At 73.5% G+C, this 23582-nt stretch carries 8 protein-coding genes; 7 read left to right on the top strand and 1 reads right to left on the bottom strand.

Annotated elements, in window-relative coordinates:
- Positions 1-77: 77 nt before the first annotated feature.
- Entirely contained in the window at positions 78-947 is an 870-nt protein-coding gene (locus LEP48_RS17115) for a UbiA family prenyltransferase (RefSeq protein ID WP_225566787.1), read from the bottom strand.
- Positions 948-1120: 173 nt separating this feature from the next.
- Here LEP48_RS17115 and LEP48_RS17120 point away from each other — a divergent pair, with 173 nt between their 5' ends.
- The 7 genes from LEP48_RS17120 (at position 1121) to LEP48_RS17150 (ending at position 23554) form a co-directional block, all read left to right on the top strand.
- A complete protein-coding gene (locus tag LEP48_RS17120) occupies positions 1121-2266 on the top strand; it encodes a type III polyketide synthase (protein ID WP_225566788.1) in 1146 nt (381 codons plus the stop codon).
- Positions 2263-2817 carry an isoprenylcysteine carboxyl methyltransferase family protein gene (locus LEP48_RS17125; RefSeq protein WP_225566789.1) on the top strand — a complete coding sequence of 185 codons (555 nt, stop codon included), beginning with the start codon at positions 2263-2265 and terminating at the stop codon, positions 2815-2817. Before LEP48_RS17120 ends, LEP48_RS17125 begins: the two co-directional genes overlap by 4 nt.
- Positions 2817-3839: an NAD(P)/FAD-dependent oxidoreductase gene (locus LEP48_RS17130; protein WP_225566790.1), complete on the top strand. Its 1023-nt coding sequence runs from the start codon at positions 2817-2819 to the stop codon at positions 3837-3839. The genes LEP48_RS17125 and LEP48_RS17130 overlap by 1 nt, the downstream gene beginning before the upstream one ends.
- A gap of 223 nt (positions 3840-4062) precedes the next feature.
- On the top strand, positions 4063-10089 hold the full coding sequence (locus tag LEP48_RS17135; protein WP_225566791.1) for an Ig-like domain-containing protein: 6027 nt from the start codon (positions 4063-4065) through the stop codon (positions 10087-10089).
- Positions 10090-10265: 176 nt separating this feature from the next.
- On the top strand, positions 10266-16283 hold the full coding sequence (locus tag LEP48_RS17140; RefSeq protein ID WP_225566792.1) for an Ig-like domain-containing protein: 6018 nt from the start codon (positions 10266-10268) through the stop codon (positions 16281-16283).
- 229 nt (positions 16284-16512) lie between these two features.
- On the top strand, positions 16513-22518 hold the full coding sequence (locus LEP48_RS17145) for an Ig-like domain-containing protein (protein ID WP_225566793.1): 6006 nt from the start codon (positions 16513-16515) through the stop codon (positions 22516-22518).
- A 61-nt stretch (positions 22519-22579) separates the two neighbouring features.
- Positions 22580-23554, top strand: a complete 975-nt coding sequence (locus LEP48_RS17150; RefSeq protein ID WP_225566794.1) for an AAA family ATPase — start codon at positions 22580-22582, stop codon at positions 23552-23554.
- Positions 23555-23582 lie beyond the last annotated feature (28 nt).

The raw sequence follows: 23582 nt of genomic DNA on the forward strand, positions 1-23582 counted from the left end.
GCGGTCTGACCAGCGGCTTGGGCAGACCTGACAAGCGGCCGGGGAAGACCCGACCAGGGGCGCTGATCGTGCCGGTGTCAGGCCGGGACGGCCACGGCACCAGCCGCGAGCACGAGCTGCGCGACGCACACCGCGGCCACGGCCATGCTGAGCGCGAACGGCGCACGGCTGTGCGGGCGCAGGACGCCGATCACGCCCGCGCCGCCGGCGAGGACGAGGGCGACGCCGGTGAGCACCGCGGTCGCGATCCCAGGGGCGCCCGCCGGGCCCAGCAGCACGACGACGCTCCCCGCCGCCAGCACCACCGGCGCGAGGACGCTCGACCCGCGACGCCCCAGGCGGTGGGGCAGGCCGCGGATGCCGGTGGCGTGGTCGTCCTCGAGGTCTGGCAGTACGTTCGCCACGTGCGCTCCGACGCCGAGCAGCGCGGCCGCCAGCACCGTCCACCCGGCGACGACGCGGCCGTCGCCGGCGGCGGCGACCACGAACGCGGGCAGCAGCCCGAAGCTCGTGGCGTAGGGCAGCCACGACCACGCGGTGCCCTTGAGCCAGGCGTTGTACGACCAGCCGCCGGCCACCGCGGCGAGGTGCAGCAGCCCGGGCACGACACCCGTCGCGAGCGACAGCAGCACGCACACGGCCAGCGCGGCGAGCGCCCCCGCGCGGAGTGCACCGGCCGTGACGGCACCGGTCACCGTCGGCTTGTCCGCGCGTGCGGCCCTTCGGTCGCGGCCGGCGTCGAGCCAGTCGTTGCTCCATCCGATGGAGAGCTGCCCCGCGGCGACCGCCGCCGTGACGAGCACCGCGCGCCCTGCGGAGAGCCCGACCCCGACCGCGAACACCAGCGCCAGCGCGGTGACGACCGCCGCGGGCGCGGGGTGCGTGGCGGCGAGCATCCCGCCCACCCGCGCGCCGACGTGCGTCCGGGCCCCGCGTCCGTCGTCCATGTCCGCAACCTAGCCGCCCGGCCGCCGCCCCACCCCGCCACCCACGCCTGGCCCCCGCGCCACGCCGTCGCCGTCGAGCACGGCCGCGGCAGGACTGGCGGCAGGACTGGCGGCAGGGCTGGGGTCGGTGGGTGGCCGGGCGGGATCGGTCGCGGGGTGCCACGATGCGGAGCATGTCTCGTGTCCTCGCCGTCGCCCCCGTGCTGCCGGGGCCGGCGCACCCCCAGGACCGGATCGCCGACGTCATCGCCCCGCTGCTCGCCCCGGACGGGCCGCGTCGCGCCCTGACCCGCCGTCTGCACGCGGCGTCGGGGGTGCGCACCCGCCACCTCGTGCTCCCGCTCGGCGCCTACCGGGGCCGCTCCGGGTTCGGCGCCGCCAACGCCGACTTCGCCCGCGAGGGGGCGGCGCTCGCCGAGCGGGCGTGCCGCCGGGCGCTCGCGGACGCCGGGGTCGCACCGCTGGACGTGGACCTCGTCTTCTTCACGTCGGTGACGGGGGTGGGGGCGCCGTCGCTGGACGCCACCCTGACGGACCGCCTTGGCCTGCGCGCCGACGTGCGGCGCCTGCCGTCGTTCGGGCTCGGGTGCGCGGGCGGCGCGGCCGGGCTGGCGCACCTGCACGAGCACCTGGTGGGCCACCCGGACCAGGTCGCGCTGCTGGTGTCGGTCGAGCTGTGCTCGCTGACGTTCCAGCGGGACGACTCCTCGACGGCGAACCTCGTGTCGTCCGGTCTGTTCGGCGACGGCGCGACCGCGGTCGTGGTGGCGGGGGACGACGTCGCCGCGCCACCGGGCAGCCGGGTGCCGCAGGTCGTGGGCTCGCGCAGCCGCCTGTACCCGGGCACGGCGCAGCACCTGGGCTGGGACGTGCGGGACAGCGGGTTCGCCATCGTGCTCTCGCCCGAGCTGCCGCAGCTCCTGCGCGCGCACCTCGCGGGGGACGTCAAGGACCTGCTCGCCGCCCACGACCTGGGTCCGGACGACGTCGGCACCTGGGTGGTGCACGCCGGCGGGCCCAAGATCGTGGACGCCGTCCGCGACGCGCTCGGGCTGGACGAGCCAGCGCTGGCGCGGACGCGCGCGACGCTCGCCGCGCAGGGAAACCTCTCGTCGTCGTCCGTGCTGCACGTGCTGGCCGCGACGCTGGCCGACGGCGACCCTCCGCCCGGCGGGTGGGCGGTGCTCATGGCGTTCGGCCCGGGCGTGGGCGTCGAGCTGGCGCTCCTGCGCGGCGGGCCCGAGCCGGTACCGGCGCCTGTGCCAGGGAACACCCGGGGCGCTGCACCGGACCCGGCGACGGCGGGGGATCCGGCATGAGCGTGGCGCTGTACGTCGCGCTCGTGCTGGCGACGGGCGTCGAGCGGCTGGCGGAGCTGGTGGTCTCGGCCCGCAACGCCCGCTGGTCGTTCGCCCGCGGCGCTGTGGAGTCCGGGCGCGGGCACTTCGGGCCCATGGTGGCGCTGCACTCCGGCCTGCTGGTCGCGTGCGTCGTCGAGGTGCTGGTCGCGGACCGGCCGTTCCTGGCGTGGCTCGGGTGGCCGATGCTGGCGCTCGTGCTCGGGAGCCAGGCGTTGCGGTGGTGGTGCATCGCGACCCTCGGCCGGCGGTGGAACACCCGGGTGATCGTCGTGCCCGGGCTGGCGCTGGTGCGCCGGGGCCCGTACCGCTGGATCCCGCACCCCAACTACGTGGCGGTGGTGGTCGAGGGGTTCGCGCTGCCGCTCGTGCACTCGGCGTGGGTCACGGCGCTCGCCTTCACGGTGCTCAACGCGTGGCTGCTGCTCGGCTTCCGCATCCCCGCCGAGGAGCGTGCGCTGCGCCTCGCCGACGCGCACCCCGGTGGCCGCGCGGGGACCGGCGACCGCTGATGACCGACGCCGACGTCCTCGTCGTCGGCGGCGGTCCCGTGGGTCTGGCCGCCGCGATCGAGGCGCGGCGCGCGGGTCTCGACGTCGTCGTCCTGGAGCCGCGGTCGGCGCCGGTCGACAAGGCGTGCGGCGAGGGGCTCATGCCGGGCACGCTCGCCGCGGTGCGCCGGCTCGGCGCCGACCCCGAGGGATGGCCGCTGGCCGGGATCTCCTACCGGCAGGACGGGCGCACGGCCGACCACCGGTTCGTGTCCGGGCCGGGGCGCGGGGTGCGGCGCACCCGCCTGCACGCCGCGCTGCACGCGGCGGCCCTCGACGCCGGGGCGACGGTCCTGGCCCGGCGGGCGGACGCCGTCGACCAGGACGCGGGCGGCGTGACGGCGGGCGGGCTGCGGGCACGCTGGCTGCTGGCGTGCGACGGCCTCCACTCGCGCGTGCGGCGGGACGTCGGCCTCGACGCCCCGCCGCGTCCCGGCCGGGGGCGGCGGTTCGGAATGCGCCGGCACTACTGTGCGGCGCCGTGGTCCGACCTCGTCGAGGTGCACTGGGGGCCGCGGGTCGAGGCGTACGTGACCCCGGTGGCGCCGGACCTGGTGGGGGTGGCGCTGCTGGGCCCGCCAGGGGCGGACTTCGACGCCGAGCTCGCGACGCTGCCGGAGCTCGCGACGCGGCTGGCGGGCGCCGCCCCGGACGGCCCGGTCCGTGGCGCGGGCCCGCTCCGCCGGGTCACGACGGCGCGCACGGCGGGCCGGGTGCGGCTCGTCGGCGACGCCTCGGGGTATGTCGACGCCCTGACGGGGGAGGGCCTGCGCGTCGGGCTCGCGCAGGCGCGGGCCGCCGTCGTCCACCTGGACGACGCGAGGGCGTACGAGCGCGCCTGGACGCACCTGACCCGGGACTACCGGCTGCTCACCGGCGGCCTGGTCGCGGCCGCGACGTCCCCCCTGCGGCGCGCCGTGGTGCCCGCGGCGGCCCGCCTGCCCCGGGTGTACGGGGCCGTGGTGGAGCGCCTGGCCCGCTGATCCCGGCGGGCGGCGCGCGGCGGGCTCCGCCCGAACTGTGGTTCCACCGTTGCCCGGGGCGGGCGAGTCTGGCACCCTGGCAGACGACCCGACCCTCCTCCGCCCTCCGGCGGCGGGCGCCGTCAGTGCCGGGGGGTCGACGCCGACCACCGCACCGGGGGATCTCTTGGGCCTGTTCACGCGCCTGCGTACAGACCGTCGCACGGCCGTCTCGACGTCGGTCGTGCTCTCGTTGTCGGCTGGGGTGGTGCTCGCGGCCGTGCTGTACGACGGCGAGGCCACCGCGGACGTGGACCTCGACGACTCCGGGGTGTGGGTCACCAAGGAGTCCGCGGGCATGGTCGGCCGGTTCAACACGGAGGCCAAGGCGCTGGACGGCACGCTGCTCGCGGGCAGCGCCGACTTCGACGTCGACCAGCAGGCGAGCCAGGTGCTCGTGGCGGACACCGGGAGCAGCGCGGCCAACGTCGTGGACGTCGCCCGGCTCAAGTTCCGCTCCACGACCCGGCTGCCCGCGGGCGCCGAGGTCTCGATGGGCGGCGGCAGGGTCGCCGTCGTCGACGACGAGTCGGGCTCGTTGTGGGTCACGTCGACCGAGCGCCTGGCGACGCTCGACACCGAGGAGACCGACCCGGCGGCCGACCTGGACGGGGCGGCACAGGTCGTGGTGTCGCAGGGCGGCACGACGTTCGTCGTCGTCCCGGCGCGTGACCTGCTCTGGACCGTCGAGCCCGGCACGGAGCCCGTGACGACGGAGCTCGGGCTGCTCGACGAGGGCGACGAGGTCGAGCTCACGACCGTGGGCGACGACGTGGTGGTCCTGGACCGCACGGACGGTGAGCTGCGGCTGCCGGGCGGCGACGTCGTCCCCGTCTCCGGTGCGCAGGGCGCGCGGCTGCAGCAGCCGGGCGAGTCCTCGGACACGGTGGCGTACGCGACGGCGGCCGCCCTGGTGCGCCAGCCGCTCGACGGCGGCGCGGCCACGACGCGCAAGGCGTCGGGGTCTGCCGCGGCTCCGGTACAGCTCGGCGGGTGCCTGTACGGGGCCTGGTCGACGACCGGCCAGATCGTGCGCGACTGCGAGGGCACGGACCGTGACGTCGACCGGGTGCTCGAGGGCGTCGACCAGAGCACGCAGCTCGAGTACCGGACCAACCGGGACGCGGTGGTCCTCAACGACCTGACGTCCGGGATCCTGTGGATGGCCCTCGACGACTACGAGAAGGTCGACGACTGGGACATCAAGCTCCCCGAGCAGGAGAAGGGCGACGACGAGGACGCGGAGGACGCGGAGCCCGAGCTCGTCGACCAGACCGTGCTCGACCGCGAGAAGCAGGACCCGCCGGAGGCGGTCGACGACCGCTACGGCGTGCGGCCCGGCCGTGCGACGGTGCTGGACGTGCTGTCCAACGACACGGACCAGGACGGGGACGTCATGACCGCGGCGCTCGAGGGCGAGTCGCCGGACGCGTTCGACGTGCAGCGGGTCCTGGGCGGCAAGGCGCTCCAGGCGGTCACCTCCGAGGACGCGAGCGGCAGCGCCACCTTCGCCTACGAGGTGAGCGACGGCCGCGGGGGCACGGACCAGGGGTCGGTGGAGGTGACCGTCGTCCCGTGGGAGGAGAACGCGGCACCCGAGCAGTCCGGCACCCCGGTGCTGCGGGTGGAGCAGGGCAAGAGCGCCAGCATCAAGGTGCTGCCGTACTTCCTGGACCCGGACGGGGACGACGTCTACCTCGCGACCGCCGCCGCGACCGTCCAGGGCGACGAGGTGCGCGCCTACCCGGACGGCACGGTGGAGTTCCGCGACGGAGGGTCGGCCACGGGCCGCAAGAAGGTGTCGCTCACCGTCGGGGACGGCCTCGGCGAGGTGGTCGAGGGCACCCTGTGGGTCGACGTCTTCGCCGACACGCCGGAGCCGCCGGTCGCCGTCGGCGACCACGTGGTGGCCACCGCGGGGCAGCCGGTGACGGTCGAGCCGCTGAAGAACGACACGGACCCGAACGGCGACGACCTGCGGCTGTCGAAGGTCAACGACGCCTCGCCCGCCGAGATCACCCGGAACCTCGACGCGGGGACGTTCACGTTCCTGGCGCACGAGGCGGGCTCCTACGACGTGCTCTACCAGGTCACGGACGGGCCCGGCACGACGACGGGCGTGGTGCGCGTCGACGTCCAGGACGCCGACGAGGCTGCCGGCGCGCCGATCGTCGTCGCCGACACCGCGCTGCTGCCCGCGGGCGGGTCGACGCTGGTCGACGTGCTCGCCAACGACACCGACCCCGCGGGCGGGGTGCTCGTGGTCCAGTCGGTGGACGTGCCGGACGACGCCGGGGTGAGCGTCGCGGTGCTGGGCCACCAGATGCTGCGGATCACCGAGACGCGACGGATCTCCGACGCCGTGACGCTCGAGTACACCGTCTCGAACGGCAACGAGACCGCGACGGGCCAGGTGCGGGTGCTCCCGGTGCCCGCGCCCGACCGGTTGCAGCCGCCGAACGCCGCGGCCGACGAGGTGACGGTGCGTGCCGGCGACTACGTCAACATCGACGTGCTCGACAACGACTCCCACCCCGACGGCCTCGAGCTGACGCTGGACGACGAGCTCGAGCAGACCGTCGACGAGGGGCAGGGCGAGCTCTTCGCCTCGGAGGGCCGGCTGCGCTTCCGGGCCGGCGCGGAGCCCGGCACGGCGTACGCGATCTACACGGTGCGCGACCCGAACGGGCAGGAGGACTCGGCCCAGGTCACGATCCACGTCCGCGGCGGCAAGGAGAACTCCGCCCCGGTGCCCCTCGACGTCGATGCCCGCGTCCTGTCCGGGGGCACGGTCCGCATCCCGGTGCCGCTGGACGGCATCGACCCGGACGGCGACTCGGTGCAGCTCACCGGCCTGGCGACGGGACCGGCGAAGGGCCGCGCCGAGGTGGTCGACGGCTTCGTCGACTACGAGGCGGGCAAGAACGCCAGCGGTGCCGACTCCTTCCGCTACACGGTGCAGGACGCCCGCGGCGAGGTCGCCACGGGCCTCGTGCGGGTGGGCATCGCCCAGCCGCCTGCGACGAACCAGTCCCCGGTCGCGGCCGACGACGAGGTGACCGTGCGCCCCGACCGCCGCGTCGCGGTGCGTGCGCTGGCGAACGACACCGACCCCGACGGCGACCGGGTGGGCCTGGTGGCGGGCGCGCTCGAAGGGCTGGACGACGGCGACGGCGACATCGACGCGGAGGTCGACCAGGACCGGATCGTCGTGCAGACGCCGGGCGACGAGGGGACCTCCACGTTCTTCTACGCGATCGAGGACACCTACGGTGCGCGGGCGTCGGCCGCGGTGAGCGTGACCGTGTCCGCCGACGCCCCGCTGCTGCCGCCGATCGCGCGGGACGACTCCGTCCCCGTGGCCGACATCCTCGGCGCGACGACGGTCACGGTGCCCGTGCTGGACAACGACGAGGACCCGGACGGCGCCGCCGACGACCTCGAGGTGGCCGTCGAGGGTGCGTCCGCGACCACGGCGACGGTGACGTCGGACGGCGAGCTGGCGGTGACCCTCACCCGGTCCCGCCAGGTCATCACCTACACGGTCACGGACATGGACGGCCAGAGCGCGAAGGCCTTCGTGGTCGTGCCCGGCGTGGAGTCGGCCGAGCCGATCCTCAAGCCCGGCCAGGCGCCGCTCGAGGTGCTGGCGGGCGAGTCGATCGACATCGACATCACCGACCACGTGCTCGTGGTGGAGGGCCGCACGCCGCGCCTCACGACGACGGACCAGGTGACGGCGCTCGAGGGCGACGTCGAGGTCACGGACGCCACGACCATGACCTACACGGCGCGGACCGGCTACGAGGGGCCCGCAGGCGTGACGTTCGAGGTCACGGACGGCACCTCCGTCGACGACCCCGAGGGGAACGTCGCCGTGCTCACGCTGCCGATCACGGTGCTGCCGCCGGAGAACCTGCCGCCCACGCCGGGCAAGCCGTCGGCCGAGGTCGCGGCCGGCGAGGAGAGCTCGGTCGACCTGGGCCGCTTCGCGCGGGACCCGGACGACGACGCCCTGCGCTTCGAGCTGGGCGCCCTGCCGGGCGGCGTGGGCGCCACGCTCTCCGGGTCGACGGTGACCCTCGAGGCGTCGCCGGACGTCCCGAAGGGCACCGCGCTCACGGTTCCGTACACCGTCACCGACGACGAGCACGCGCCGGTCGACGGAACGCTCGCCGTCGAGGTCGTGGCCTCGACGCGGCCGCTGGCGCGCGCGGTGGACGACGTCGTGGACGACGCCCACCAGGGCAAGGCGGTCGCCGTGCCGGTGCTGGCCAACGACTCCAACCCGTTCGCCGAGCGCGAGCCGCTGACCGTCGTGGGCGAGCCGATCGTGGAGACCGGCGTCGGCAGCGCGGTCTCGGACGGCGACCAGGTCGTCGTCACACCGAAGGGTGACTTCGTCGGCACGATGGTGGTGCGCTACACGGTGCAGGACGCCACGCAGGACCCGGACCGGCAGGTCGAGGGCCGTATCACCGTGAACGTGCTCGGCGTGCCCGAGGCCCCTGCCAGGCCGGTGGTGGAGGAGGTGCGCTCCGAGACGGTCGTGCTGTCCTGGACGCCGCCGCAGAACAACGGCGCCGAGATCACCGGGTACACGGTGACCTCCAGCCAGGGCGACGTCGTCGGGTGCGCGACCACCACCTGCACGCTGGACGGCCTGACGAACGACGTGACGTACACGTTCACGGTGCAGGCCACGAACGTCGTCGGGGACTCCAAGGCGTCTCCGGCGTCGCCCGAGGCGCGCCCGGACGAGAAGCCGGACCCGCCGGCTGCGCCGACCCTCGCCTTCGGGGACTCCTCGCTCACCGTGACGTGGAAGAACGCGGTGTACTCCGACCGGTCCGCGATCCAGTCGGTCGACCTCGAGATCTCGCCGGCTCCCGCCAACGGGGAGTCACTCAAGGCGGGCGTCACTGGCCAGCGCATCGAGTGGGAGGGCCTGACCAACGGCACCGCCTACAAGGTGCGGATCCGGGCGATCAACCTCGCCCCGGACCCGTCGGACTGGGGCGCCTGGTCGACGAGCGAGATCCCGGCCGGCCCGCCGGACGCGCCGGCGGCGCCGAGTGCGGCGCGGGTGGACACCGAGCTGGGCGGCCAGATCCACGTCGAGTGGAAGGCGCCCGTGGACAACGGCGACGCCGTGGCCACCTATCACGTCGACGAGTACGTCAACGGGAACAGGTCCCGGACGCTCGAGACGGCGCAGACGTCGCTCGACCTCGAGGGCCTGGACACCAAGTCCACGTACACCTACCGGGTCACGGCGGAGAACAAGGCGGGCAAGGGCGACACCAGCCCCGCGTCGAACGAGGTCACGCCGTTCGGCAAGCCCGGGAGTCCCGGCACGCCGACGGCGAAGCTCGGGTCGAACACCAGCGGCCGGGCCACGGTCAGCTGGGGCGCCGCCGACCCCAACGGCAACCCGGTCACCTACCAGGTGCAGGCCAACAACGCCGGGACCAAGACGACCACGAGCACCTCCATGGTCTACACGGGGCTGAGCAACGGCACCGGGTACACGTTCCAGGTCCGCGCGTGCAACCAGGCCGGGTGCTCCGCGTGGGCGGGCCCGTCGGGCAAGGTCACCCCGTACACGACCCCCAGCGCGCCCGGGGTCGCGTGGACGCGCACGAGCGCCGACCAGGGGCAGTTCAAGGTCACCGCGCCGTCGTCGAACGGGGGTCGGGCCGTCCAGCGCATCGAGTGGAGGTTCACCGCCGGCGACAGCGGCAGCGGCAGCAAGAGCTCCACGCCGTTCACGATCACCACGAAGAAGGCGTCGGGCACCACGTTCACGCTGCAGGCCCGCGCGTGCAACGCCGCCGGCTGCGGCGCGTGGCGCAGCGGGTCCGGGACGACGCCGACGCCGACGGCGACGGTGAGCCGTGGCGGCGCCACGGGCGTGCAGGACGGCTGCCAGTCGGGCAACTGCAACTACTTCCGGGTCACGGTGAAGAACTTCCCGAGCGGCAGCCACCGGGTGGAGTGCTGGTCGGCCAACAACCCCGCCTCGACGGAGTACGGCTGGCACAACATCATCATGTCGGGGGGCAAGGTGTGGACCAGCCCCGGTGGGCCGGGGTTCAACAAGTCCTTCGGGGGTGACACCTCGTTCCAGCTCGACTGCTACTACGGCTACCCGGGCACGAGCGTGGCCGTGGTGATCGACGGCAAGAGGTACGGGGCCTCGACCTGGTGACGTCCGCCCGAGCGCACCGGCGCCGGTCCTGCCCGGGCATGGGGACATCTCCCCATGTCCGGGCGGCGAAGCCGCCCCTGGAGCGGGTGAAATCTGGCTAGGGTGTGTGGCGGCCGCACCGCCGTCGCCTGCCGGGCACGGCCGGGACGCCGGTCGCCGTCCTCCGGGAGACCTCCTTGCGCCTGCTCTCGCGCCTGCGTACGAACCGCCGCTCGGCCGTCTCGACGTCGGTCGTGCTCTCGTTGTCGGCAGCGGTGGCGCTGGCCGCCGTGCTGTACGACGGCGAGGCCACCGCGGACGTGGACCTCGACGACTCCGGGGTGTGGGTCACCAAGCAGTCGGCGGGCCTCGTGGGGCGGTTCAACACGGAGGCGAAGGCGCTCGACGCGACGTTGCTGGCGGGGAGCTCGGCGTTCGACGTCGCCCAGCAGGCCGGCCAGGTGCTCGTCCTGGACGACGGGAACAGCCAGGCGAGCGTGGTGGACGTCGCGCGGTCCAAGTTCCTCGCCACGACGAAGGTGCCCGCGGGGGCGACGGTGGCGGCCGGCGGTGGCCGTGCCGCGGTGCTCGACGACGAGTCGGGCTCGCTGTGGGTCACGACGGTCGACCGTCTGCCCCTCCTCGACACCGACGAGGTCGACCCGACGGTGGAGCTCCACGGCGCCGGCACGGTGGTCGTGTCCCCGCAGGGCACGGTGTTCGCCGTCGTCCCGTCGCGCCGGACGATGTACACGGTCGCGCCGGGAGCGGACCCGGACACCACCGGGCTCGACATGCTCGCGGCCGAGGACGACGTCGTGCTCACCACGGTGGGCGACGACGTGGTGGTCCTGAACCGCACGAGCGGCGAGCTGCGGCTGCCGGGCGGCGACGTGGTGCGCGTCGCGGACGCGCAGAGCGCCAGGCTGCAGCAGCCCGGGGAGCGTTCCGACACGGTGGCGTACGCGACGTCCGAGGCACTGGTGCGCCAGCCGATCGAGGGCGGGGCGGCCACGTCGCGGCAGGCGTCGGGGTCGCCGGCCGCGCCGGTGCAGCTCGGTGGGTGCCTGTACGGTGCGTGGTCGACGTCGGGCCAGATCGTGCGCGACTGCGAGGGCACGGACCGTGACGTCGACCGGGTGCTCGAGGGCATCGACCAGTCGACCCGGCTGGAGTACCGCACCAACCGCGACGCCGTCGTGCTCAACGACCTCACGGCCGGGACGCTGTGGATGGCGCTCGACGAGTACGAGAAGGTCGACGACTGGGACATCAAGCTCCCGGAGCAGGCCGAGGGCGACGACGAGGACGCGGAGGACGCGAAGCCGGAGCTCGTCGACAACACGGTCGTGGACCGGGACAAGCAGGACCCGCCGAAGGCGGCCGACGACTCGTTCGGCGTACGACCTGGCCGCGCGACGTTGCTCGACGTGCTGTCCAACGACATGGACCCGGACGGCGACGTCATGACCGTGACGCTCGCGGGCGACCAGCCGGACGACCTCCGCGTCGAGCGCGTGCTGGACGGCCGGGCGCTGCAGGCGGTCGTGCCCGCCGACGCGTCGGGCACCGTGCGGTTCACCTACGACGTGACGGACGGCTTCGACAACCACGACGAGGGCACGGTGACCCTGAAGGTCGTGGCGCCCACCAGCAACGAGAAGCCCGAGCAGACGGGCGACCCGGTGCTGCGGGTGGAGCAGGGCAAGAGCGCGCGGATCAAGGTGCTGCCGTATTTCCGGGACCCGGACGGCGACGACCTCTACCTGGCCACGGCGTCCCCGACGGTGCAGGGCGACGAGGCGCGCGCCTACCCGGACGGGACGGTGGAGTTCCGCGACGGCGGGTCGTCCACGGGGCTCAAGAAGGTGACGCTGACCGTCGGGGACGGCCTCGGCGAGGTGGTCGAGGGCACCCTCAAGGTGTACGTGGTGGGCGACCAGGAGCCGCCGGTCGCCGTGGGCGACCACGTCACCGTGACCGCCGGCCAGCCCGTCACGGTCGAGCCGCTGAAGAACGACACGGACCCGAACGGCGACGACCTGCGGCTGTCGAAGGTCAACGACGCCTCCCCGGCCGAGATCGTCCGCAACTACGACGCGGGGACGTTCACGTTCCTGGCGCACGAGGCGGGCTCCTACGACGTGCTCTACCAGGTCACGGACGGGCCCGGCACGACGACGGGCGTGGTGCGCGTCGACGTGCAGGACGAGGACTCCGCCGCCGGCGCCCCGGTCGTCGTCGCCGACACCGCGCTGCTGCCCGCGGGCGGGTCGACGCTCGTGGACGTGCTCGCCAACGACACCGACCCCGCGGGCGGGGTGCTCGTGGTGCAGTCCGTCGAGGTGCCGGACGACGCCGGGGTGAGCGTCGCGGTGCTGGGCCACCAGATGCTGCGGATCACGGAGACGCGCCGCATCGCCGAGGCGGTGACCTTGCGGTACACGGTGTCGAACGGCACGGAGAACTCCACCGGGGAGGTCCGCGTGCTCCCCGTGCCCCCGCCGGACCGGCTGCAGCCGCCGAACGCCGCCGCCGACGAGGTGACGGTGCGCGTGGGCGACATCGTGAACATCGACGTGCTGGCGAACGACACCCACCCTGACGGCCTCGAGCTCTCGGTGGACGACGAGCTCGAGCAGACCGTCGACCCTGCCCAGGGCGACCTCTTCGTCTCGGAGGGCAGGCTGCGCTTCCGGGCGGGCGCGGAGCCCGGCACGGCGTACGCGATCTACCGGGTGCAGGACCCGAACGGGCAGGAGGACTCCGCCCAGGTCACGATCCACGTCCGCGGCGGCAAGGAGAACTCGGCCCCGGTGCCGCACGACGTCGACGCCCGCGTCCTGTCCGGCGCGACCGCGCGCATCCCGATCCCGCTGGACGGCATCGACCCGGACGGCGACTCGGTGCAGCTCACCGGCCTGGCGACGGGACCGGCCAAGGGCCGCGCCGAGGTGGTCGACGGCTTCGTCGACTACGAGGCGGGCAAGAACGCGCGAGGGGCGGACTCCTTCCGCTACACGGTGCAGGACGCCCGCGGCGAGGTCGCCACCGGCCTGGTGCGGGTCGGCATCGCCCGCCCGCCGGCGACGAACCAGCCGCCCGTGACCGGCGACGACGAGGTCACGGTGCGCCCCGACCGCCGCGTCGCGGTGCCCGCGCTCGCGAACGACTCGGACCCCGACGGGGACACGATCGGCCTCGTCGCCGGGGCGATCGAGGGCGGCGACGACCTGGACGCCTCGGTGTCGCAGGACCGCATCGTGGTGCAGACGCCGGGCGACGACGGCACCACCACGTTCTTCTACGCGATCGAGGACACCTACGCCGCCCGTGCGTCGGGGTCGGTGAGCGTCACCGTCGCGGAGGACGCGCCCCTGCTCCCGCCGGTCGCGCGGGACGACTCCGTCCCCGTGGCCGACATCCTCGGCGCGACGACGGTCACGGTGCCCGTGCTCGACAACGACGAGGACCCGGACGGCGCCGCCGACGACCTCGCCGTCACGGTGGCGGGCGACGCGGCCACGGTGACGCCGGACGGCGAGCTCACCGTCACCCTGGCCCCGTCCCGCCAGGTGCTGACCTACACGGTCACCGACCAGGACGGGCTCGCGGCCAAGGCGTTCGTCGTCGTGCCCGGCATGGAGTCGGCCGAGCCGATCCTCAAGCCCGGCCAGGCGCCGCTCGAGGTGCTGGCGGGCGAGTCGCTCGACATCGACATCACCGACCACGTGCTCGTGGTGGAGGGCCGCACCCCGCGCCTGACCACCGAGGACCAGGTCAGCGCGACCGAGGGGAGGGTGGAGGTCACCGGCACCACGACGATGACCTACACCCCGCGGGCGGACTACGACGGCCCCGCCGCCGTCACCTTCGAGGTCACGGACGGCACCTCCGTCGACGACCCCGAGGGCGCGGTCGCGCTGCTCACGCTGCCGATCACCGTGCTGCCGCCGGAGAACCTGCCGCCCACGCCGGGCAGCCCCTCGGGCCAGGTCGCGGCCGGCGAGGAGAACACCGTCGACCTGGGCCGCTTCGCCACGGACCCCGACGAGGACGACCTGCGGTTCGAGCTCGGGACGCTCCCCGGCGGGCTCGGCGCGACGCTCGCGGGCTCCCGCGTGACGTTCGAGGCCCAGCCGGACGTGCCCCAGGGCACGGTCCTGCGCGTGCCCTACACGGTCACCGACGACGAGCACGCCCCGGTCGACGGCGAGGTCAGCGTCGAGGTCGTCGCCTCCACGCGGCCGCTGGCCCGCGCCGTGGACGACCGGGTCGACGGCGCCCACCAGGGCGAGGCCGTCTCCGTGCCGGTGCTGGCCAACGACTCCAACCCGTTCGCCGACCGCGCTCCGCTGAAGATCGTGGGGCAGCCGATCATCGAGACGGGGCGGGGCGGCACGGTCGTGGACGGCGACCAGGTCGTCGTCACCCCGAAGGACGACTTCGTCGGCACGATGGTGGTGCGCTACACGGTGCAGGACGCCACCCAGGACCCCGACCGCGAGGTCGAGGGCCGGGTGACGATCAACGTGCTGGGCGCGCCCGAGGCCCCGGCGACGCCGGCGGTCGAGGAGGTGCGCTCCCAGACGGTCGTGCTGTCCTGGACACCGCCGCAGAACAACGGCGCCGAGATCACGGGCTATACCGTGACCTCGTCGATGGGGGACACGTTCGAGTGCGCGACCACGACGTGCACCCTCGAAGGGCTCACCAACGACGTGACCTACACGTTCACGGTGCAGGCCACGAACGTCGTCGGTGACTCGAAGGCCTCGCCGGCGTCGGCCGAGGCACGCCCGGACGAGAAGCCGGAGCCGCCCGCGGCCCCGACGCTGACGTTCGGCGACGGCCAGCTCACGGTCACCTGGAAGAACGCGACGTACACCGACCGGTCCGCGATCGAGTCGGTGGACCTCGAGATCTCGCCCACCCCGGTGAACGGCGAGTCCCTCAAGGCAGGTGTCACGGACCAGCGGATCGTGTGGGAGGGCCTGACCAACGGCACGGCCTACAAGGTCCGGATCCAGGCGACCAACCGTGCGCCCGACCCGTCCGAGTGGGGCGCCTGGTCGACGAGCGAGATCCCGGCCGGCCCGCCGGACGCGCCCGCCGCGCCCAGCGCGACGCGCGTCGAGTCCGCCCTGGGCGGCCAGGTGCACGTCGAGTGGGCTCCGCCCGCGGACAACGGCGACGCGGTCAAGACGTACGACGTCGACGAGTTCGTCAACGGGACCAGGTCCCGGACGCTGACGACGACGACCGCCTCGCTCGACCTCGAGGGCCTCGACACGAAGTCGTCCTACACCTACGCGGTAACGGCGGAGAACAAGGCCGGGAAGGGCGGCACGAGCCCGCAGTCCGCCGCGGTGACCCCGTACGGCAAGCCGACCGTGCCGGGTGCGCCGTCGGCGAGCGTCGGCAAGGGCATGAGCGGCGCGGCGAACGTCTCGTGGGGGGCTGCGGACGACAACGGCAACCCGGTGACGTACACCGTCGCCACCGACCGGGGCGGTTCGACCACCACCACGGCGACCTCGGCGACCTACGGAGGCCTGTCGAACGGGACGGCGTACCGGTTCCACGTGCAGGCGTGCAACGCCGCGGGCTGCTCCGACTGGACGGCCTGGTCGAACGCGGTGACGCCGTTCGGCCCGGTGCCGGCGCCGAGCGTCAGCGCGGCGAGCGGACAGGACCAGAAAGTGACGTTCTCCTGGTCGACCAGCACCAACGGGCGTCCGATCACCGTCAAGGTGTCGGGTGCGATCAGCAGCAGCGCCGCGAGCAGCGGCGGGCAGGCCGTGTCCGCGGGCTACTCGGACACGAAGCAGATCTGCGTCACCGCCACCGACAGCGAGGGCCAGTCGGCGCAGCGGTGCGCGTCGGGTACCTCGGCCGCCCGGCCGCAGCCGGTGTTCACGGTGGGCAAGGGCAGCAGTGCCAACGGGGAGTCGGGGTGCAGCCACTCGTCGTGCAAGTGGCTGACGCTCACGATCCGGGACGCGCCGCCGAACACCTCGTTCACGTACACGTGCCACGACCAGGACGGGCAGTTCTCGAACTACACGCAGACCAACATGCACAACGGCAGCGCGGCGCGGACCGACGCGAACGGCAACCTCGGTGAGCTCGAGGCCTGGTGCTACTACGGCCAGCCCGGCAACCAGGCCTACATCAGGACGAGCATCGGGACCACCAACCGCATCACCTGGTGAGGGCCCGACCAGGGGGCTCACCGGGGGGCATGGGGACCTCTCCCCATGCCCCCCTGGTGTGAACGTCTCCCCTGCCAGAGGGAATTCTGGCTATCCTGTGCCCTGCGACCGCGCCGTTGACGTCGGGCGAGGAGCAGCCCGGCTGCCGGTCGCGAACACTACTGGGGGACCATTGGGCCTGCTCTCGCGCCTGCGACGCGACCGTCGTACGGCTGTCTCGACGACGGTCGTGCTGTCGCTGTCCCTCGGTCTGGTGGCCGCGGCCGTGCTCTACGACGGCGAGGCGACGGCCGACGCCGACCTCGACGACTCCGGGGTGTGGGTCACCAAGTCCTCCGCGGCGCTGGTCGGCCGGTTCAACACCGAGGCCAAGGCGCTGGACGGCACGCTGCTCGCGGGCAGCGCCGACTTCGACGTCGACCAGCAGGCGAGCCAGGTGCTCGTCGCGGACGACGGGACGAGCACCGCGAACCTCGTCGACGTGGCGCGGCTGAAGTTCTCCTCGGGCACGTCCGTGCCGGCCGGTGCGGAGCTCTCCCTGGGCGGTGGCCGGGTGGCGGTGCTCGACGACGAGTCCGGCTTCCTGTGGGTGCGCAGCGTGGAGCTGCTCCCCGGCCTCGACGTCGAGAAGGACGAACCCACGCTCGAGCTCGGCGACGAGGCGCAGGTCGTGACGTCGCAGGAGGGCACGGTCTACGCGGTGGTGCCGAGCACCGACATGCTGTGGACGGTGCGCCCGGGCGAGAAGCCCGAGCACGCCACGCTGGAGCTTCTCGACGAGGGCGACGACGTCGTGCTGACGACCGTCGGCGACGACCTGGTGATCCTCGACCGCAGCAGCGGCGAGATGCGCCTGCCCGGCGGCGACGTCGTCGACGTGGCCGACGCGCAGGGCGCGCGCCTGCAGCATCCGGGCCAGGACTCGGCCATGGTCGCGTACGCGACGGGCAGCGCGCTGGTGCGCCAGCCGCTCGACGGCGGCGCCCAGGTCTCGCGGCGCGCGACCGGCGTGCCTGCCGCGCCGGTCCAGCTCGGCGGCTGCCTGTACGGCGCCTGGTCGACGTCTGGCCAGATCGTGCGCGACTGCGAGGGCACCGACCGCGACGTCGACCGGGTGCTCGAGGGCATCGACGACCGCACCCAGCTCGAGTACCGCACCAACCGGGACGCCGTCGTGCTCAACGACCTGTCGGCGGGCACGGTCTGGATGGCGCTCGACGAGTACGAGAAGGTCGACGACTGGGACGTCCAGCTCCCCGCCGAGGGTGACGGCGAGGACGAGAACGCCGACGACGACACCCCCGAGCTCGTCGACCAGACGGTCGTGGACCGCGAGAAGCAGGACCCGCCGGAGGCCAAGGACGACTCCTTCGGCGTGCGTGCGGGCCGCTCGACGGTGCTGGACGTGCTCGCCAACGACCTGGACCCGGACGGCGACGTCATCACGGCCGAGCTGGGCGACGACGCCCCGACCGAGATGGCGATCCAGAGCGTGGTCGGCGGCCGTGCGCTGCAGGCCGTCGTGCCGGACGACGCCACGGGCAAGGTCACCTTCGGCTACACGGTGACCGACGGGCGCGGCGGCGAGGACGACGCGACCGTCGACGTGCGCGTCGTCCCGTGGGCGGAGAACTCCGGCCCCGAGGCGACGGGCGAGCCGGTGCTGAAGGTGGGCCTGGGCCGCAGCGCGGAGATCCGGGTGCTCCCGTTCTTCCGCGACCCCGAGGGTGACGACCTCTACCTGGCGACGGCCACCTCCACGTCCAAGGGCGACGAGGTCCGCGCCACCCCCGACGGTCGCATCGAGTTCCGCGACGAGGGCACGGCCACCGGGCGCAAGAAGGTGACGCTGACGGTGAGCGACGGCCGCGCGACCACCGAGGGCACCCTGTGGGTCGACGTCGTCGGCGACACCCAGGAGGCGCCGATCGCCGTCGGCGACCACGTCGTCGTGACCGCCGGCGAGCCGGTGACCGTCAAGCCCCTGAAGAACGACTCGGACCCGAACGGCGACGAGCTGCGTCTCGCCGACGTGAGCGAGGCCAAGCCGGCGGAGATCACCGAGAACGTCGAGGCCGGCACCTTCACGTTCGTGGCGACCGAGGCCCGGTCGTACGACGTGCTGTACCGCGTCACCGACGGTCCCAGCGCCACGACCGGCGTCGTGCGGGTGGACGTCGTCGACCCGGACGACGCGAAGGGGCCGCCGGTGGCGGTCTCGGACACGGCGCTGCTGCCGGCGGGCGGCTCCGTCCTGGTGGACGTGCTCGCCAACGACTCCGACCCGGCGGGCGGCGTGCTCGTCGTGCAGTCGGTGGACGTGCCGGACGACGCGGGCGTGACCGTGGCGACGCTCGGGCACCAGATGCTCCGCATCACCGAGACCCGGCGGCTCGCCGAGCCCGTCACCCTGACGTACACCGTCTCGAACGGCGACGACACGGCGACCGGCGAGGTCCGCGTCCTGCCCGTCCCGGCGCCGGACCGGCTGCGGCCGCCGAACGCCGTCGCCGACGAGGTCGTGGTGCACGCCGGCGACTACGTGAACATCCCCGTGCTGGCGAACGACTCCCACCCGGACGGCCTGGAGCTCACGCTCGACGACGAGCTCGAGCAGACGGTCGAGGCGGGTCAGGGCGACCTGTTCGTCTCCGAGGGGCGGCTGCGCTTCCGGGCGGGTGCCGAGGCGACCACCGCCTACGCGATCTACAAGGTCCAGGACCCGAACGGGCAGGAGGACTCCGCCCAGGTCACGATCCACGTCCGCGACGGGGAGAAGAACCGGGCACCGATGCCGGGCGACGTCCAGGCCCGCGTGCTCTCCGGCGGCAAGGTGCGCGTCCAGGTGCCGCTCGACGGCATCGACCCGGACGGCGACTCCGTCCAGCTCGTCAACATCGTGCAGCCGCCCGTGAAGGGCATCGCGGAGATCGCCGAGGGGCAGTACATCGACTTCCGGTCGACCGCCGGCGCGACCGGGCAGGACACCCTGAAGTACGCGGTGGTCGACTCCCGTGGCGAGACCGCGACGGGGACGGTGCGCATCGGCATCTCCCCGCCGAGCGCGGAGAACCACCCGCCGGTGGCGGCGGACGACATCGTCACCGCGCGCCCGGACCGCATGGTCTCCGTGCCTGCGCTGCGCAACGACTCCGACGCCGACGGCGACCAGATCGGGCTGGTTCCCGGCGCCATCGAGGCGACGAAGCCGCTGGACCCGGAGGTCGTCGAGGACCGGATCGTGCTCCAGACCCCCTCCGACGAGGGGACCTCGAGCTTCTACTACGGCATCGAGGACGTGTGGGCGGCCCGCGCCACGGGCACCGTGACCCTGGAGGTCTCGGCCGACGCACCGCTGCTGCCGCCGATCGCGCGCGACGACATCGTCGCGCCGGCCGAGGTCACGCCCCAGATGACGAGCCTGACCGTGCCGGTGCTGCGCAACGACGAGGACCCGGACGGCGCCGCGACCGAGCTCACGGTCGAGGTCGAGGGCAGCACGGCCACCGTCGGCGACGAGGGCGAGGTGAAGGTGCGCCTGACGGACGCGCGCCAGATCCTCACGTACACGGTCACCGACGTCGACGGGCTGGTGGGCAAGGCGTTCCTCCAGGTGCCGGCGTCCAAGAAGCTCGAGACGCCGCAGGCGGAGCAGCCGGAGGAGGAAGAGGACGAGCTGCTCGGCCCGCCCCCGCTGCTCAAGTCCAGCTTCGTGCCGCTCGAGGTGATCTCGGGCGAGCCGCTCACGGTCGACCTGCGCAACGCCGTCACCGTCGCCGAGGGCGGCAAGGTCGCCATCGCCGACGCGGGCAGCGCCCGCGCCGTCGCCGGCAGCGTCGTGGTCCGCGACGCGCAGCACCTCGTGTACACGTCCACGCCCGACTACGTCGGCCCGGCCGCCGTGAGCGTCCAGGTCACCGACGGCCTCGGGGAGAAGAAGGACGCGGCACAGCGGGTCGTCACCGTGCAGGTGCCGATCACCGTGCTGCCGCCCGAGAACCTGCCGCCCACCCCCGGCACGCCGACGGCGAGCGTCGCGGCGGGCGAGGAGAGCACGGTCGACCTGTCGCGGTTCGCGACGGACGTCGACGACGACCCGCTGACCTTCTCCATGGGCGCCGCGCCCGAGGGGCTGACGCTCGGGCAGTCAGGCGGAGTCGTGACCCTGCAGGCCTCACCCGACGTCGTCAAGGGCACCGGGTTCGACCTCGCCTACACGGTGAGCGACGGCGAGAACCCGGCCGTGGACGGCGTGCTGCGGGTGACCGTCGTCGCGTCGACCCGTCCGCTCGCCAAGGCGAACCCGGACACCGTCCCGGACGCGCACCAGGGCAAGCCGGTGTCCGTGCCGGTGCTGGCCAACGACGTCGACCCGTTCGACCCGAAGGGCCTCGAGCTCGTCGGCATCAGCGTGGAGACCGGCGTCGGCGACGCCGTCATCGAGGGCGACTCGGTCGTGATCACCCCGGAGCAGAGCTTCGTCGGCACGCTGGTCGCCGTGTACCGCCTCCAGGACGCCACGCAGGACGTGGACCGCCAGGTCGAGGGCCGGATCAACGTCAACGTGCTCGGGGTCCCCGAGGCACCGGCCAAGCCGGTGGTCGAGGAGGTGCGGTCCAAGACGGTCGTGCTGTCCTGGACGCCGCCGCTCAACAACGGCGCCGAGATCACCGGGTACACGGTGACCTCGTCGATGGGCGACACGTTCGAGTGCACGACCACCACGTGCACCCTCGACGGGCTCACCAACAACGTGACCTACACGTTCACCGTCACCGCGACGAACGCCGTCGGGGAGTCGAAGTCCTCCGTGGCCTCCGCCGAGGCCCGGCCGGACGAGAAGCCGAACCCGCCGGCCGCGCCGACGCTCGCCTTCGGGGACAAGTCCCTCAAGGTGACCTGGGTGAACGCGACGTACACCGACCGCTCGCCGATCGAGTGCGTGAACCTGATGATCTCGCCGCCGCCCGCGAGCGGGGTCGCCCAGGTCTCCTGTGTCACGGGGCAGACGTTCGAGTGGGAGGGCCTGACGAACGGCACCGCCTACACCGTCGCGCTGCAGGCCGTGAACGCCGCACCGGACCCGTCCGAGTGGGGCGAGGCGTCCGCGCCCGAGACCCCCGCCGGCCCGCCGGCCGCGCCCGCGGCCCCGCGTGCCACGCGCATCGACGACCCGCTCGGCGGGCGGATCAGGGTCACCTGGGACGCGCCGAACGCCAACGGTGACGCCATCAAGAAGTACTACGTCACCAACGTCAAGGACGGCACGGTCGTCGAGGTCACGGGCACGTCGTGGGACGCGACGGGCCTGAACAACGAGGCCTCGTACTCGTTCACCGTGGTCGCCGAGAACAAGGCGGGGCCGGGCAAGCCCAGCCCGGCGTCCAACGCCGTCACGCCGTTCGGCCGGCCGGAGGCGCCCACGGGCGTCACGGCGCGGGACGCCGCGGGCGACGCCGTCGTGCGCTGGAACGCCGCGGACGCCAACGGGGCGCCCGTGAGCAGCTACACGGTGACGGCGTCCGCCGGGGGGTCGCTCACCGTCTCGGGCACCAGCGCGACGTTCACGGGCCTGCCCGACGGCGCCACCTCGACGTTCACCGTGACGGCGACGAACGCGGGCGGGACATCGGGCAAGAGCGCGGCGTCGAACGGCGTCAAGACGTACAGCAAGCCGGGTGCGCCCAACGTGACGTGGACCAAGACGTCGGCCACCGACGGCTACTTCACCGTGACCGCGCCCAACAGCTGGAACGGCGACAAGGGCACCGTGAAGTGGTCCCTGTCGGGGTCGGAGAACCGGAGCGGGGAGGGCACCGGGAGGATCGCGGTGTCCGGCGGCTACAGCAAGTCGTACACCGTGACCACGTCGGCCACGAACGGCGCGGGCACCACGAACGGCGGCCGGGCCTCCGGCTCCACCGACGCGCCGCCGCAGCCGAAGGTCTGGACCAGCGACTCCGGGATCGTGTACAAGGTCAGCGGCTGCAGCACGAACAAGTGCACCCGCGTGCAGGTCCACGCCAACGCCGACTTCCCGTCCGGGACCTACAACTTCAGGTGCTGGAACAACTTCGGCGGGACGAACAGCAACTTCTCCACCCAGTCTGCGTACCTGCAGGCCGGCGGGTCCGCGAACCTGTACTGCGTCGTCGGCGTCATGAACGGCGCCCAGGTGTGGGTGACCGTCGACGGCAAGGACTGGACCTTCGAGAAGAGAGCGTGGCCGCGCTGACGCGCGCGCCGATCACCGAGCACCGCGACGAGACCGACGACTGGACCTGGAGAGAATCTCGATGAGCACCATGACCCCTGAGCAGGCCGCCTGGTTCGCCCAGACGTTCGACCGCATCGTCGGCAACGTCGGGCAGGCGGTGCTGGGCAAGGACGACCAGATCCGGCTGGCGCTGACCTGCATGCTGGCCGAGGGCCACCTGCTGCTGGAGGACGCCCCCGGGACGGGCAAGACGATGCTCGCCCGCGCGATGGCCGCCAGCGTGCAGGGCACCAACCACCGCATCCAGTTCACCCCGGACCTCCTGCCCTCGGACGTCACGGGCGTGACGATCTACGACCAGAAGTCCGGCAAGTTCGACTTCCACGAGGGCCCGATCTTCGCGAACATCGTGCTCGCGGACGAGATCAACCGCGCCTCGCCGAAGACGCAGTCGGCCCTGCTCGAGGTCATGGAGGAGGGCCAGGTCACCGTCGACGGCGTGACGCACAAGACGGGCACCCCGTTCATGGTGGTCGCGACCCAGAACCCCATCGAGCAGGCCGGCACCTACCGGCTGCCCGAGGCGCAGCTCGACCGCTTCCTCATGAAGACGTCGATCGGCTACCCGGACCTCGCGTCCACGGTGGAGATCCTCGCGGGTTCGGCCGTGCGCGACCGCAGCGCGGCGCTGCAGCCCGTCATCACCGGCCAGGCCGTCGTGGACATGGCCGCGCTGGCGGCCGCGGCTCACGTCGACCCGGCCGTGCTGGAGTACGTCTCGCGCCTCGCGGAGGAGTCGCGCGCGGCGGCCGACGTGCACGTTGGCGTCTCCGTCCGTGGCGCGCTGGCGCTGGTGCGCTGCATGAAGGTGTGGGCCGCGGCGCACGGCCGCAACTACGTGCTGCCGGACGACGTCAAGGACCTGCTGCAGCCGGTGTGGGCCCACCGCATCGTGCTGGACCCGGAGGCGGAGTTCGCCGGGGCCACCGCGGAGTCCGCGATCTCGCGCCTCCTGACCGACGTGCCCGCACCGCAGGAGCGTCGCACGGCCTGAGTGCCCGCCGGTCTGACAGGGAGCTGAG

Origin of the sequence: Isoptericola luteus (assembly GCF_020297055.1) — a bacterium.
Taxonomy (GTDB): domain Bacteria; phylum Actinomycetota; class Actinomycetes; order Actinomycetales; family Cellulomonadaceae; genus Isoptericola; species Isoptericola luteus.

Bases quoted from the DNA above. Each gene is read 5' to 3' on its own strand.
- LEP48_RS17130 (WP_225566790.1), top strand. From the start codon at position 2,817: ATGACCGACGCCGACGTCCTCGTCGTCGGCGGCGGTCCCGTGGGTCTG.
- LEP48_RS17115 (WP_225566787.1), bottom strand. From the start codon at position 947: ATGGACGACGGACGCGGGGCCCGGACGCACGTCGGCGCGCGGGTGGGC.
- LEP48_RS17125 (WP_225566789.1), top strand. From the start codon at position 2,263: ATGAGCGTGGCGCTGTACGTCGCGCTCGTGCTGGCGACGGGCGTCGAG.
- LEP48_RS17120 (WP_225566788.1), top strand. From the start codon at position 1,121: ATGTCTCGTGTCCTCGCCGTCGCCCCCGTGCTGCCGGGGCCGGCGCAC.
- LEP48_RS17150 (WP_225566794.1), top strand. From the start codon at position 22,580: ATGAGCACCATGACCCCTGAGCAGGCCGCCTGGTTCGCCCAGACGTTC.